General features: G+C 56.7%; 11 protein-coding genes and 2 pseudogenes. 9 read left to right on the top strand and 4 right to left on the bottom strand.

From position 1 onward, the window contains the following. Positions 1-50: 50 nt before the first annotated feature. Positions 51-1460, bottom strand: a complete 1410-nt coding sequence (gene ramB, locus ABRP98_RS04080) for an acetate metabolism transcriptional regulator RamB (RefSeq protein WP_349857645.1) — start codon at positions 1458-1460, stop codon at positions 51-53. A 372-nt stretch (positions 1461-1832) separates the two neighbouring features. Here ramB and ABRP98_RS04085 point away from each other — a divergent pair, with 372 nt between their 5' ends. The 5 genes from ABRP98_RS04085 to ABRP98_RS04105 all read left to right on the top strand — a co-directional run bounded on the left by ABRP98_RS04085 (position 1833) and on the right by ABRP98_RS04105 (position 6172). Next, the gene (locus tag ABRP98_RS04085) at positions 1833-2588 is read left to right on the top strand and encodes a succinate dehydrogenase cytochrome b subunit (protein WP_239268882.1); all 756 of its coding nucleotides are present in this window, start codon (positions 1833-1835) and stop codon (positions 2586-2588) included. Positions 2589-2603: 15 nt separating this feature from the next. After that, a complete protein-coding gene (locus ABRP98_RS04090) occupies positions 2604-4619 on the top strand; it encodes a fumarate reductase/succinate dehydrogenase flavoprotein subunit (protein ID WP_349857647.1) in 2016 nt (671 codons plus the stop codon). Then, complete coding sequence (locus tag ABRP98_RS04095; RefSeq protein ID WP_349857648.1) at positions 4619-5368, top strand: succinate dehydrogenase/fumarate reductase iron-sulfur subunit; 750 nt, start codon at positions 4619-4621, stop codon at positions 5366-5368. The genes ABRP98_RS04090 and ABRP98_RS04095 overlap by 1 nt, the downstream gene beginning before the upstream one ends. Before the next feature lie 56 nt (positions 5369-5424). Continuing rightward, on the top strand, positions 5425-5799 hold the full coding sequence (locus ABRP98_RS04100) for a hypothetical protein (RefSeq protein ID WP_284853962.1): 375 nt from the start codon (positions 5425-5427) through the stop codon (positions 5797-5799). A 211-nt stretch (positions 5800-6010) separates the two neighbouring features. Then, on the top strand, positions 6011-6172 hold the full coding sequence (locus ABRP98_RS04105) for a transposase (protein ID WP_296088621.1): 162 nt from the start codon (positions 6011-6013) through the stop codon (positions 6170-6172). Between the two features lie 2499 nt (positions 6173-8671). Here the strand turns inward: ABRP98_RS04105 and ABRP98_RS04110 are convergent. Then, positions 8672-9867 (bottom strand): annotated as a pseudogene (locus ABRP98_RS04110) (IS3 family transposase). Between the two features lie 373 nt (positions 9868-10240). Continuing rightward, a pseudogene (locus ABRP98_RS04115) lies at positions 10241-11298 on the bottom strand (type IIL restriction-modification enzyme MmeI); the annotation flags it as partial. 163 nt (positions 11299-11461) lie between these two features. Here ABRP98_RS04115 and ABRP98_RS04120 point away from each other — a divergent pair. The 4 genes from ABRP98_RS04120 to ABRP98_RS04135 are packed head-to-tail and all read left to right on the top strand — an operon-like array spanning position 11462 to position 14003. Beyond that, entirely contained in the window at positions 11462-12793 is a 1332-nt protein-coding gene (locus tag ABRP98_RS04120) for a DUF445 domain-containing protein (RefSeq protein ID WP_349857652.1), read from the top strand. A gap of 33 nt (positions 12794-12826) precedes the next feature. Next, complete coding sequence (locus ABRP98_RS04125) at positions 12827-13261, top strand: CGLAU_01105 family protein (protein ID WP_349857653.1); 435 nt, start codon at positions 12827-12829, stop codon at positions 13259-13261. Between the two features lie 5 nt (positions 13262-13266). Then, entirely contained in the window at positions 13267-13557 is a 291-nt protein-coding gene (locus tag ABRP98_RS04130) for a DUF2516 family protein (RefSeq protein ID WP_284853622.1), read from the top strand. Between the two features lie 2 nt (positions 13558-13559). Continuing rightward, positions 13560-14003: a deoxyribose-phosphate aldolase gene (locus ABRP98_RS04135; RefSeq protein WP_349857655.1), complete on the top strand. Its 444-nt coding sequence runs from the start codon at positions 13560-13562 to the stop codon at positions 14001-14003. A gap of 54 nt (positions 14004-14057) precedes the next feature. Here the strand turns inward: ABRP98_RS04135 and ABRP98_RS04140 are convergent, their stop codons facing one another. After that, positions 14058-14861, bottom strand: coding sequence for an LmeA family phospholipid-binding protein (locus tag ABRP98_RS04140; protein WP_349857657.1), 804 nt, complete (start codon positions 14859-14861; stop codon positions 14058-14060). Positions 14862-14905: the final 44 nt, after the last annotated feature.

Below are 14905 nucleotides of genomic sequence, written 5' to 3' on the forward strand. Positions count from 1 at the left end.
AAAAAGGAGCACCGCGGTGCCGTTTCTCTATGCGCGGCTAAAAAGACCAGCTAGTAAGGTGCGACGGCTGAGCGGTGGATATCGATATCGATCGCTTCGTTGATGGGCGGGAAAGCGCGCTGCGAGCAGTTTTCGCGGGCGCAGGTGCGACACCCTGGGCCGATGGGGGTGGCCGCGTGGAGATTGGTGAGATCGAGGCCCTCCGCATAGACTGTGCGATCGGCGTGGCGGGCCTCGCAGCCTAAGCCAATGGCGAAGAGCTTATTAGTATCGCCGTAGCGTCCTTGGTGGTGCTGCACGGCGCGGGAAATCCACAGGTAGTTGCGGCCATCGGGCATCTGCGCAAGCTGGCGCGAAATGACCCCCGGGCGGGTGAAGGTCTCGTAGATATTCCACAGCGGGCAGGTGCCGCCGTTATTGGAAAAGTGCACGCCGGTGGCGGATTGCCGCTTGGACATATTGCCTGCACGATCCACGCGCACGAAGGTAAAGGGAATGCCGCGCAGGTTATCGCGCTGCAGGGTGGAGAGCCGGGATGCAACTGTCTCATATCCCACGCCGAAGACTTGGCACAGATACTCCACGTCGTAGCCGGCGCGCTCGGCTTCGCTGTGCATCATGGCATAGGGCATGAGCGTGGCGGCGGCGAAGTAGCTGGCCAAGCCGCGTTGCGCCAGGCTGCGGGAGGCATCAGAGGTAAAGGGCTCATCGGCCACCAGCGCGGAGATCTGGTCTTGGGCCTCGAGCAGGCCGAGCTCGGCGGCCATGCGGAAGGCGCGTTGGCCCTCGCTCAGGCGCGAGGCGAGCGTGAACTGCCCGTTCTCGCGGTCAAAGCGGTGCAGCGTGCCATCCATCTGCGCCGTCAGCTCGATTTCTACGCCGTGTTCCTCGCGCAGCCGGTTTGCCAGCGCCTGCTCGGTATCGCGAATGCCGAACCCAGAAACGGCGAGTTCACCGGCAAGTTCCTCCGCGCGGTGATCCAGCCCGTCCAGGTAATTCTGACGGGCGTAGAAGAAGTCGCGCACCTCATCGTGTGGCATGGATAAGGCAGCTGCGCTTTCCGATGTCCTCCTCGTATCCGTAGCCAGCGACAGCTTATCGCGCACATTGCGATAGCGACGGTGTACATCGACAAGCGTGCGGGCAACGGTGGGGTGGTTATACACCAGCTCCGAAAGCTCCTGCAGTTCCACTGGGGAAGGGCACAGTTCCTTGTCTTGGATGACGTCCTGGATCTCTGCGAGGAGGCGGGAATCATCATCGCGGGAGAAAAACGTGGCATCGACGCCAAAGACCTCGGTAATGCGCAGGAGAACCGGCACGGTCAGCGGGCGGACGTCGTGTTCAATCTGGTTGACGTAACTGGCGGAAAGGCCGAGGGTGCCAGCTAGGGAGGCTTGGCTGAGATCGCGTTCACGGCGAAGCTGGCGAAGGCGAGAGCCCACATACGTCTTACTCATGCGCCAAAGATTACTAGTAGAAAGCGCGCGTGTGCATCTTTATGGCGAAAATTTTGTGAAGACTCTTCGCTACCTGGACACCGGGTTTGTGGGGTTTCATGCGAAAGTTTGACACATAAAGGGGTGGGTTAATCACTCGCGTAACACGGAGTGGTGAAGCTCACAGTTTGGTTCATAAATATGAAACATCTGTATTGCGTAAATGAAGGTGGCCAAGGTGACAGCGTTTTCGCATTCTTGTTCTCAGGATACCCTTACCTAAAAGATCTCACCGCCTGATCGTGCCTGCGAACCAGGAGCGAATGGCTGCTCGAAAATAACTAGTAACCAGCGGTTAAGCCCGGTTAAGGTAAGTACGACTATGGAGGTGTCATGACTTTAAGAAATCCGGACCGTGAGGCAATTGCTCACGGCCACATCACTAATGAACCAATTCGTCAGAATCCCGGAACGCCATCGTGGGTACTGAAGCTCATCATGGCCGTCACCGGTTTGCTCTTTGCGCTTTTCGTGGTCGGCCACATGGCCGGCAACCTGAAGCTGTACATGCCGGCACACAACGGTGAGCCCGCCCTGGATGAGTACGGCGAGTTCCTGCGCTCGATGGGTGAACCGCTGCTGCCGCACGGCTCTGCCCTGTGGATCATCCGCATCGTGCTGATCGTGGCAATCCTTGCCCACATCTACGGTGCCTTCACCTTGGCTTCCCGCTCCAAGGCATCCCGCGGCAAGTTCAAGCGCACCAACCTGATGGGTGGCCTAGATTCCTTCGCCACCAAGTCCATGCTGGTGACCGGTGTAGTGCTGCTGCTCTTCATCATCTTCCACCTGCTGGACCTCACCTTGGGCGTACAGCCAGTGGCCCCGGAAGCCTTCGTTGAAGGCTCTGTCAAGGCCAATATGATCGAAACCTTTAGCCGTTGGCCGGTCACCATCTTCTACGTGCTGGCAATGTGCTGCCTCTTCCTGCACCTGACCCACGGCATCCGCCTCGCCGCATCTGACCTGGGTATCACCGGTGCAAAATGGCGTCAGACCTTCTTGGTCTTGGCGTACATCATCCCGGCCGTTGTATGCATCGGCAACATCGTTATGCCTTTGTCCGTTGCCCTGGGCTTGGTCAGCTAAAGGAGATAGGAACCCATGACTACTACTGAACTCAAGCGTGAACACCCCAACTTCTCGCACCCAAAGTCCAGCGTTGAGGGCGTCTCCGCTGGTAATATCCTGGAATCCCAGGAACCGCACGGCGTGCCGATGAAGGATATGTGGGCTCACCACGTTGACCACATGAACCTGGTCTCCCCACTGAACCGCCGCAAGTTCGAGGTCCTCGTTGTAGGTACCGGCTTGTCCGCGGGTGCTGCTGCGGCAGCCCTTGGTGAATTGGGCTACGGCGTCAAGGTCTTTACCTACCACGACTCCCCGCGCCGCGCGCACTCCATTGCTGCGCAGGGTGGTGTCAACGCCTCCCGCGCCAAGAAGGTCGATAACGACTCCGCTTACCGCCACACCAAGGACACCGTGAAGGGCGGCGATTACCGCTGCCGCGAGTCCGACTGCTGGCGTCTGGCTAACGAGTCCGTTCGCGTTATTGACCACATGAACGCCATCGGCGCCCCGTTCGCCCGTGAGTACGGCGGCACCCTGGCCACCCGTTCCTTCGGTGGTGTGCAGGTCTCCCGTACCTACTACACCCGTGGCCAAACAGGTCAGCAGCTGCAGCTGTCCACGACCTCGGCACTGTACCGTCAGATCGGCCTGGGCAATGTGGAGCTTTTTGCCCACAATGACATGCAGGACATCATCACCTACGAGGAAAACGGCAAGAAGCGCGCGGGCGGCATTGTTACCCGCAACCTGATTACCGGTGAGCTCAAGGCCTTCACCGGCCACGCCGTCATCCTGGGTACCGGTGGTTACGGCAACGTCTACCACATGTCCACCCTGGCAAAGAACTCCAACGCCAGCGCCATGATGCGTGCTTATGACAAGGGCGCTTACCTGGCTTCCCCGGCGTTCGTGCAGTTCCACCCGACAGGCCTGCCGGTCAACTCCGATTGGCAGTCCAAGACCATTTTGATGTCGGAGTCCCTGCGTAACGATGGCCGCATCTGGTCGCCCAAGGAAGAAGGCGATGACCGCGACCCGAATACCATCCCGGATGATGAGCGCGACTACTTCTTGGAGCGCCGCTATCCGGCCTTCGGTAACTTGGTTCCCCGTGACGTTGCCTCCCGTGCAATTTCCCAGCAGATCAACAAGGGCTTGGGCGTTGGACCGCTGAAGAACTCGGTCTACCTTGACTTCCGTGACGCTATCGAGCGCCTGGGCAAGGATAAGATCCGCGAGCGTTACTCCAACCTGATTCAGATGTATGAAGAGGCCATTGGTGAGTCCGCGTACGAGACCCCAATGCGCATTGCTCCTACCTGTCACTTCACCATGGGTGGCCTGTGGACCGACTTCAATGAGATGACCTCTATTGACGGCCTCTTCGCCGCCGGTGAGTGCTCTTGGACCTACCACGGCGCTAACCGCCTGGGCGCTAACTCCCTGCTTTCGGCTTCCGTTGACGGCTGGTTCACCCTGCCGTTTACCATCCCGAACTACTTGGCTGACCACCTCAACGAGGACAAGCTGGCCGAGGATTCCGCTGAGGCACAGGAAGCCGTGCAGAAGTCCCAGGAGCGCATCGATAAGTTGATGCAGGTCCACGGCGATGACCCGCACGGTCCGTCCCACTACCACCGCCAGCTGGGTGACCTGCTGTACTTCGGCTGCGGTGTGTCCCGTAACGTCGAGGACCTGAAGGACACCATCGAGAAGATTCGCGCCCTGCGCGATGACTTCTGGAAGAACGTCCGCATCCCTGGTGAGGCGAATGACATGAACCAAGTCCTGGAATACGGCCTGCGCGTTGCCGATTACCTGGACCTGGGTGAGCTCATGTGCATCGACGCCCTTGACCGCGATGAGTCTTGCGGCGCTCACTTCCGCGAAGATCACCTTTCTGAAGAAGGCGAAGCCGAGCGTGACGATGAGAACTGGTGCTTCGTTTCCGCCTGGGAGCCGGGCGAGAACAAGAACGAGTTCATCCGCCACGCAGAACCCCTGTACTTTGACTCGATCCCGCTGATGACAAGGAACTACAAGTAATGAAATTGACACTTGAGATCTGGCGTCAAGCCGGACCCACCCAGGAAGGTAAATTCGAAACCGTCCGGGTGGATGATGCCTCCGAGCAGATGTCCATTCTGGAGCTATTGGACCACGTCAACGAAGGCTACATTGAGCGCGGCGAAGGGCCCTTCGCTTTCGCCTCTGACTGCCGCGAGGGCATCTGTGGTACCTGTGGTTTGACCGTCAACGGTCGCCCACACGGCCCTGGTCAGAACACCCCTGCCTGCCAGCAGCGCCTGTTTAACTTCAACGATGGCGACACCATTCAGCTGGAGCCATTCCGTTCCGCTGCGTACCCCGTCATCAAGGACATGGTGGTTGACCGCTCCGCACTGGACCACGTGATGGAGCAGGGCGGTTACGTTTCCATGGATGCCGGCACCGCACCGGATGCCGATACCATGCACATCAACCACGAGACCGCTGAGTACTCGCTGGATCACGCAGCCTGCATTGGTTGCGGTGCCTGCGTTGCTGCCTGCCCGAACGGTGCGGCACACCTGTTCACTGGTGCCAAGCTGGTTCACCTGTCCATGATGCCGCTGGGCAAGGAAGAGCGAGGCAGCCGTGCCCGCAACATGGTTGCTGATTTGGAATCCAACTTCGGCCACTGCTCCCTCTACGGTGAGTGTGCCGATGTCTGCCCGGCTGGCGTCCCACTGACTGCAGTATCTGCCGTTACCCGCGAACGTGCACGTGCTGCTTTCCGTGGCAAGGACGACTAAGCTAGAGTTATTCCGTAGGAATACTAGGAACGAGAGAAAGACAGAAAGACTCCGCCATGAGCGATAACACCCACGTAGTTGCTGACTACCAGAGCGAAACGTATCCGGAGTTCTCCGGCAAGATTCAGGACAACTACATCGAAGGCTACGACCCAGTATCCTTCGCAGCTCCTCACTCTTCCCTTCTCCGCACCTCCACGTGGGTCGGCATGGGTTTGATCTTGTCTTGCCTGCCGGCAGCCGGCATCCTCATCTGGGGCCTCGGCGTGTGGGATACCCCGCTGGGTACCGCCGGTGAGGGCAACTACGGCCTGACCATCGCCATCGGCGCCATTTCCTTGATTGCGGTTGCCATTGTGGCCGCTGGTTCTATTCACTTCGGACGCCGCTACTACCGGCAGTACCGCAAGGAAACCGGCCGAGTTAACTAGTATTCGCTCTTAAAGCACCTCCAGCCCCGCCTCCAATAGCATTGAGAACATGCCAGGAGGCGGGGCTGTTCCTGTTTTGACGGGAGAGCTAGCGCTTGGCGATGGCCCAGCTGCCCCACACCCCGGCTCCGCTGGAGCTTGAACCGGACCCTGTTTGGTGGACACCTGATATCTAGCCCAGTCGCGCTGGAAAGAAAGGTAATCTACCACCATGTCCAGGTACTCCGAACAGTTCAAACGCGATGCCGTGGCCCTCTATGAGAACAATGAGGACCTCTCGCTGAACTCAGCATCAGCCCAGCTCGGCATCAACCGTGCCTCGCTGCATTCATGGGTGAAGAAGTACGGCGCCGGTAAACGTGCGCCCGCATAAAAGCCGTGCATGATGAAGCCCAAGCGGCGAATGATTCCGAACGGATCCGCCAGTGAGGGAAAAGAAAACGCAAAGCTGCGCGAAGAACGCGACACCCTGCGCAAGGCCGCCACACATTTTGACTACTAAAGTAGGCCCACTGGCAAGCAGCCTTATTCCCCGACGTGTCCACTTTCCAGCGTCAAGTCCCGTTCTATTGTCGATCTTGGATTATTCATTATGGAAACGCTAGGCTTTATTGTGAAAGCCTCGGAACGATCCCTGCACTACGAAAGTAGGAGTAAATCGCCGAGGTTATTGATTTTTCCGGGCAACTATTTCCTTCCGCAACGGCACGAGGCTTACCACGGGTTACAGATACACCACACTAGTGGACGCAACCGCGGTAAGAAAGCCGCAGAGCGCTGGAAGACCGATCCAGATGGTAAATATGCGCAAGAACAGCGTGAGGCTTTGAGTAACGCTAATAAGCGTCGTTCCGCAAGTGGTCGCAGTCAGTCATACAAAATTGCAGCATACTTTGACGATACTTTTTCGCAGACAGGGCACTACCCAACTGTGTCCGATGCCGCTGCAGAGTTCGCTGTTTCGGTTCGAACCGTTCAACGAGCGTTATCGAGGACTGGAATCGTTTTACCCACAGGGCGTAAAAAGGGTGACAGACCGTAAGCAATATACGGTTCCCCTGCCGTTAGGCAGTTAAGTAAAACCTTCCTTAACAAGATTGGGTTGGATGGACTATGTCCCGGTGCCACTAAGAGTGCCAATAGTGTGAACGTTTTGAGCGCGCTCTGTTGCTCATATTGATACGCGAATGCTCCGGTGCATTGCCTGACATAAGCGCTCTGCTATCTGGTCACCAGTGTTCATTCCCCTGACCACGATCTATGGTGCGCTGGCACCCCCCCAGTTCTATGGCACAACTGCGATATCCCGATTGCTGAGAGGTTATGTCTAAAAGATGGTGGGTGCGGCGATTCGCCGCACCCACCATCTTGCACTCATGGCATGTGGTGCTGTTTGCGTAGGTAAAGGAAAGATTTGAAAATCTTCTATCTAGTCGGACTATACGCGGGGATTAATCGCTCTTTTTATGTGTTTCCTTCGCTTTTCGTATTTTTACCAGTTGGTAAATAATCGCACCAGGGATAGCTAAGGCAGCAGCCCAGCCTAAGAAAATAAAAATGATGGATCCCATATCGACCTACCTGTGTATTGTTGCGCAGGTTTTGTTAGACCAAACGCCGTTAACCTTCACCCTTGAACATACTTTCGAGTTGTTCCTCAGGAGTTTTTTAACAGGGAAGTTGACCCAAGCGGAAAACACCGAGCAGGGAGGGGTGGCTGTTCGGACTCGGTGGCGACCATAGTTCTCTGTATAAGAAGTCTCTAGTGTGATACCGCATATGTTTTGGCCTTGAAGAGAGGCTCCAGGCATGTAGCTGGCATTGATTCTATCAACATAGAGCCCATACCCTTCTACGTCTTGTGCTACAAAGGCGCCGCTAGCCCCAGGGGCAATCTCCACCGTGTGCGCGGATCGTGTAGAGGTAGTTGGGAACTCAGCAGGCGTTTCGGTGTGGATGATCTGACTTCCAGGTGACGTTTCCTTGGGTGCTAAATCTTGTGCGATTGCAGAGGGGGTCGCAATTGATGTAGTCAGCAGGAGTGTTAAAGATGCCAGTAATGGGAGAGGTGAACGCTTTTTGGTCAAGGTCTTACCTTTCGAGAGAGGATATATTTCCAATATGTAAATGTTAAAATGCTAATTAGAGATTTGCAATAGTTGTCTATGTGATCACCTTTTATGGCCTCGCTGCGGGTTGAGCTAAGCAGTGATCTAGGATTCGAAATCCTAGGTACCTTAGCAATGGCAGTGTTATGCCTGATTGCTCTTTGGATTATTGAAAGTGCAGGTCAGTCTTCTTCAAAGAAGTGTCTTGTCCGCATAACCAAAGAAAAAGGGGCAGAGAATGGGCCATAACAATCGAAGTCGAATTATTGCGTCAATTGACAATGTAGGTACTGGAGCAATCGGTAGCTCACTGCTCATACTGAATTCGTGAAGCGAAGGTTAGAAGTTTCGTGCGAGAACTTCCGGGGCATGATAGCGAAGTCTTCATGCCCCGGCGCCCAACGAGCCGTAGGCGAGGCGGGAGAAGGGTATTCGTCATGTTCCTTCAAAGTGCGTGATAATCGTTTCGTTTATGCATTAGGGTGTGCACACTCTAGTGCGACCATTACTGCATGGTGAAGATTATTCGTGTTTCAGACCGGAGGCGACGGCCGTTTCGTACGGCTAAGAAATTTGAGTTAACCGATAGGGATCGGCTTCTTTTTGATTGGCTGGTGGCGTTTGAAGCTATGACGCGCGACCATGTTGCCAGACTGTGGGGGATTAATCATTCGGGAGCTTCTAAGCGTATTCGGCTGCTTCGCGATAAAGGTTTCATTGACGATAGGGCCTGACCCCCGGAAAGTGGACACATCGGGGGCTAGCTATGCTGCTGTGGTCAGTATAGCCGAAGACTTGGTTTCAAAGACATCAGGAGCTACGAGATTGCACCAGGAGTGTCGCCGGCGCGTGTTGTAGCGCATGCACCACCGGAAGACCTCTTGACGACAGGTAATTGGGTTGTCAAAGACTTTCCGATCACGCAGCACTTCACGTTTTAAGGTGGCGTTAAAGGATTCTGCCAGGGCATTATCGGCACTCGTTCCTACCGCTCCCATGGACTGGCGTACACCTAACGACGAGCAGTAGTTCCTAAAGGCTTGTGAGGTGTACACGCTGCCGTGATCGGAATGGAAAATAGTCCCGTCAAGACTGCCGCGCACGCCGTGTGCGTGGGCTAGAGCATCGATGACCAGTGAGACCCGCATGTGGTCTGCGAGTGCATAACCTGCAAGTTTGCGTGAGTAAGTGTCAATGACTGTGGCCAAATACATGTTTTTGCCTCCCTTGCACGGCAGGTAGGTAATGTCGCCGACATACACACGGTTCGGCTCGTCAGCTGTGAATTTGCGGCCTACTAAATCTGGCATGACGCGGTGACCAGGTTTGCGCTTGGTGGTGGTGCATCGACGCCGTTTGCTAAAGCCTTTTAGTCCCATGGTTTTCATGATGCGTGCAACCTTCTTGTGATTGACCGGGGTATACGCCAGGTCTTCCTTAAGGCTTGCGGCGATGCGTTTAGCTCCGTAAAGCCCGTGCTCATCATCGAAGATGGTCTTGATTCTTGCACCAATAAGACCGTCAGAATATACCTTTAACCTGCGCTTTTTGCGGGTGCTCACCCACTTGTAAAACGAGGAACGATTCAGCTTTAAAACGTGGCACATCCGCATAAGCCGAGTATTCGGTTCGGTGGTCATCGACAAACTGGAAGCGGATCACCAGTGAGTCTGCTTTAAGCAAAATATTTCGCGGCCTTACGCAGGATATCGCGTTCTTCGCGCAGCTTAGAGACTTCCTTTTCTAGCTGTCGGATTCGCGCAGAATCATTCGCCGCTTGGGCTTTATCATGCACTGCTTTTATGCGGGCACGTTTGCCGGTGCCGTACTTTTTGACCCAAGCATGCAGCGAGGCACGGTTGATACCGAGCTCTGCTGATGCTGCGTTCAGTGAGAGGTCCTCATTGTTCTCATAGAGGGCCACGGCATCGCGTTTGAACTGTTCGGAGTACCTGGACATGGTGGTAGATTACCAATCTTGCCAGCTCGACTGGGCTGGATATCAGGTGTCCACCAAACAGGGGTCAGGTCCCTCAGTTAGAAAATTGTGAATTGGAACCTTAAGTTGATCTTCCGCACTGGTGCGCTTGTCGAGGTTAAGTTCTGATTCGATCTTGTGCAGGTTGGAAACAAGTTCTGTAGAGGCCTGAGAAAAGTTCTGCATGACTAGGCTCATTTCAAGGTCAGTGGAGGGATACGGCAGGTGTATGGGTAGTTCGTCCAAGAACACAATCCATGGACTGTTTACGTAGCTAGAGTCATCGCCCTTCATGCTAAGCGGCTATTGCCGCTAGGACTTGGTTCTCGCATGAGAGACTTGATTTGCGCATAAAGGCTGGGTCGAAGACCTTGATGCGGGCGATGCGGTTGAGAAGCTTATCTAACTTGTTGGTGCTGTCGTAGGCTTTGTCGAACTCCTCTTTGAGATCATCCATAAATAGTGGCTCGATGGTCTTGAGGATGTTGGGCACTGAAGTGTAGTGCTGGCCCAAGTTGGAGCGCTTGCCTGGTGCAACGACTGCCTGGAACATGGAGCCGAAGATGTCTGGGTTGATGTCGAGCCAAATCTGGCGGCCGAGCTCGATGAGCATCTCACGGGCTTTGGGGGAAAGCGCGGCACCGTCAGGTGGGCGTCGGCGCGGAAGAGACGGCCGTTGACATAAGGGAAGTCCGCCAAGTGGCTGGGCTTTTTCGTCGGGTCTGGTTCATCCAAGGCGGCAAACATGTCGCGGATGAAATCGGCGGTGTCGGAGCCATCCTCCAGCGTGTGCGATCCCACCGCGTTGGTGAACTGGTTCTCCCCAAAGATGCCGGTGTCCTCGGCGAAGTAACAAAACAGCAGGCGGGTGAAAAATACGTTCAGTCCGTGCCGCTGTTCGGGGTCTTTCATGATGCTGGGGTTGGCGGAAGCGAGCTCATCGAACAGTGTGCCCATCTTCTCCGCGGCCTTGACATCCGCGTGGGATTCGGCGGTGTATTGGGCCTTTTCCATGCCGGCCCAAGGCAAGAAGAAGGTGAAATGCTGGTCAATTTCGCGCAGAGGGAAGGTACGGTTCTCCCTAGTCTTCAGGTCGTACGCGATCATCTCCGTGTAATCGGTGACGATGACAAAGCGGGTGGCAAACTTCACCACCGTGGGGGAAACGCGCAGGCGTTCAAGTTCTTCGAGGAGATCGCCGGTGGTCTCGCGGAAGTAAATGATGTTTTTCTGCGCCACCTCGTGCTCTGGATCCTCAGCAATGTTGAGCGAGCCATTGCGCAGGCGCGTGATATTTCCCTTCGAGCGGCCGTACGCCAGCAAGAGATCAAAGATGAACTCGCGGTCATAGTCATCCTGCCCGGCAAGGGGCTTGATGCGTTCTTCGATTGCCTTGAGGTTGAGTCGTGCCACCTGAATCGTCCTTCGTCGATCTACGCCACTGGGAAGTGCATTTCAGTGGTTTGAAAAGCTAAAGATTGATTTTAGCCAAGCCAGCTACCTTGCGCCCCCGCAATGCCCACTAGTGTTATAGACCGAAGCTCGAATGCACCTTCACAATCCCCAAGGAGTACACATGACGCACCGCTCGGACGCAGAGCTCGATACGGCGAGGGAGCCGGCATCGTCAGGCACCGGTGTGCCGCAGGCCGGCAACCAGGAGGCGCGCCGGGCGGACCTGCGGCGGTGGAAAGCGATTGCGCTGTCGCTGCTGCTGCTGGCGGCAGTGATCTTTTTGGGGTGCTCGTGGTGGCAGGCATCGGAAAGCGGGGCGCCGGTGTGGGTAGGCTACGTGCGTGCGGCGGCTGAGGCCGGCATGGTCGGTGGTCTGGCGGACTGGTTCGCGGTGACGGCACTGTTCCGTCGGCCGATGGGCTTGCCCATCCCGCACACGGCGCTGATTCCGAATAATAAGGATCGCGTGGGTGATGCGCTGAAGGACTTCGTGGAGGAGAACTTCCTGACCGCGGATGCGCTGAGTGCCAAGGTGCGGGATGCGGAGCTGCCGCTGTGGCTGGCGCGCCAAGGGGCAGAACCCGGCAAGGCGGAGGAGGTCTCCGAATGGATTGGCCAGCGCGCCGCCAGCGTGGTGGAGGACCTCGACCCGGCTGAGGCGGAGCAGTTCATCCGCACCCAGGTCATGGACCGCCTGGCGGAGCCGGAGTGGGGGCCGCCGTTGGGCCGGTTGCTGGAGGGCTATATCGCGGACGGTAAGGCGCGCCCGCTGGAGGATGACCTCATTGACTGGGCGCACAAGAAGATTCTTGGCATGGAATCGACGGTGGTCACGGCGATTGATGATCGAATGCCCGGGTGGGCGCCGCGCTTTGCCCGCGAGATGGTGGGGGACAAGGTCTATAGCGAGCTCGTTAATTTCGCCGAAGAGGTCCGCCGCGATGGCAACCACGAGGCCCGCCTGGCCATTCGCCGCAACCTATCCAAGCTGGCTGCGGATCTGCAGTGGGATGCGGATATGCGCGAGCGCATTGAGAATATCAAGCAAGAGATGCTGGCCTCTGACCAAGTACAGCAGGCGCCGGCGGCGATGTGGCGCACGATTTCTACCACGCTGATTGATCAGTTCAATGACCCGGAGTCCTTCCTACGGCAGAAGATGACGGCCAAGGTGAAGGAATTGGCGCACCGTTTGCTCGAGGATTCCGAGTTCTTGGCCCAGGCCAATGACCTGGTGGACAAGGCCGCGCGCTACGCGGTGGAGAAATTCGCTCCGGAGATCATCGCGATCATTCCGGAGACCATCAAGCGCTGGGATGCGCAGGAAGCCTCGCAGAATATCGAGCTGATGGTGGGCAAGGATCTGCAATTTATTCGCCTCAACGGCACGATCGTCGGCTCCCTGGCAGGCTTGGCCATATATGCTGTTAATCATCTCATTTTCGGCGCCTAATGCGCCGGAATAATTCGTCACACGGAGGATTTCATGACTGAGAAGAAGAAGCTTTTTGATTCCCTGAAGGAAGCCGGTGCGTCCGCGCTGAATACCGCCAAGGATTTCGGCGGCCGCCTGCAGGAAGAGCGTGAGAACCAGGGCGTGCAGGGCACGGGTGCGCAGGACCCACAGGGCGAGAACGACGGCATGCTGGATAAGGCCACCACTACCGCCAAGCAGTGGGGCGCGTCCATTAAGAAGGCTGCGGAAGAAACCCGCGACTCGGAGGCTTTCTCTGAGGCGAAGGACAAGTTTGCGGATGCGTACAAGGAAACCCGCGAGGGCGTGAAGGACGCGTATGACTATGCCCAGGAGCGCGTGAACGAGAAGAAGAACGCGCCCAAGAATGGTAATTCCGCCGCTGCGGAGAGTGACGATAATATTATCGATGGCGAAGTTATCGATACCGACGAACCCACGAATTAATCTGCATGTACCTCTTACTTGACATTGCCCATAAGTTTCCCATCTACTTCTTCCAGGTCCTGACCATTACCGCCATCATCGGCGCAATCCTGGCAGCATCAACGCGCGAGGACGCGTTTCGGGCCGGCGACCGCAAAGGTAAATGGGTATGGGTAGGCCTGCTTGCGGGCTCGGCGGTAGCGATGGCTACCGGCCTCCAAATTTTGGCGTGGATTGGCACGGTCATCACCGGTGTCTACTGGTTTGACGTGCGCCCGCAGCTCAAGGCCATCATCAACGGCGACTACAGCTACTAAGCATGAAAAATCTCTTGCACGCTTCCGCCGCTGAGGTCAGGGAGCAGGCCGCTGGGCAGCATGTTTTGGTCTCGCCGCACCACGTGACGGTGGCGGCTGCAGCAGAGCCGGCGAGCATTACCGCCGTGGCGGGCTATCCCACCGGCCGGCATCACACCCTCATCAAGGCCTCTGAGGCCCGCCTGGCCATCCAGTCCGGCGCGGACGAGGTGTGGGTCAGCGTCGATGCCACGCTTGCCGATGCCACCCCTATCCTCTCCGAGCTCGTCGCCATCCGCGAGGCTTGCCCGGACCCGGCCCGCGTGGGCCTCATCCTGCCGGAGGCGGAACCGGCGCGGTCCATCGCACAAACCGCTGCCACCCAGGCGGGATTTCATAAACTCGTCATAGAAAAAGGCAGCGAGCTGTCCAGCTCGCTGCCCGTCGTAGAATTTCCCACCGCCTAAGTCGCTACCTAGGTCGGCCGCTTCTTCGGCCGACCCCGCCCTAGGACGGCGCTGTTAGGCGGCCTTTTTCTGTTCGCCGTTTTCGTCTGAGAAGTGTTCCAAATCCTTCAACGGGACATCGGTGCCCGTAAAGGTGAGCGTGACCTTGCCGTCGCCTACATCCACGGATTCGGCCTGCAAGTCCTTGGCTATGAGCTCATCAGACATGCCTTCCTGCAGTGCCTCGGAAATGGAGCTAGTGGCCTGCTCAGGCAGCGAGAGGCCAAAGATTGCGGCCTCGGTGGCATTGATCTCCAGCTTGCCGTCGCGGGCGGTGGGCTTGAGCGAAAGGCTGGCCAAACCGGCGCCAAATTTCACCTCCAGCTCGTCGCTCTGGTCATTCGCGGTGATTTCAGTGACCACCATATTCCCAATGGTTTCGCTGCCAGATTGGTCTGAGATTCCTTTTTGGAAGCTGGCCAGCAGATAGTCATCCGGAACGGTAGTGGTGGCGCGGAGGAAGCCGGCTACTGGGTTATCGGTATCCGTCGACATGTCTTCCACGTGGATTTCAGAGGCGGGTTGCCCCTTGATCTGCGATCCTTCGATCTGCAGGGTCGACGGCGTGGTCATATCCATTTGGGAAATCGAGCCGCGCAGCAGGCCAAAGAGGAGGGGGCTGCCGCCAAAGCTTACCGAGGGATCTTCTGTGACCTCGATGCCTTCTTCTTTGGCGCTATTTTTAAACTCCTCGGTCATCTGATTACCAATGAACCAGCGCAGGCCAAACTCGGCGATGAGGATTAAAACAAGCAGCGCGACGAGGACGCCTACGACAATTTTCCAAGCGAGCGATCCGCCCGATTTCTTTGCAGCCATGACTACCAGTGTGGCGCATGAGGCGGCCGGTGGCAATGTGTGCT

Source organism: Corynebacterium sp. KPL2838, from assembly GCF_040225455.1.
Taxonomy (GTDB): domain Bacteria; phylum Actinomycetota; class Actinomycetes; order Mycobacteriales; family Mycobacteriaceae; genus Corynebacterium; species Corynebacterium rhinophilum.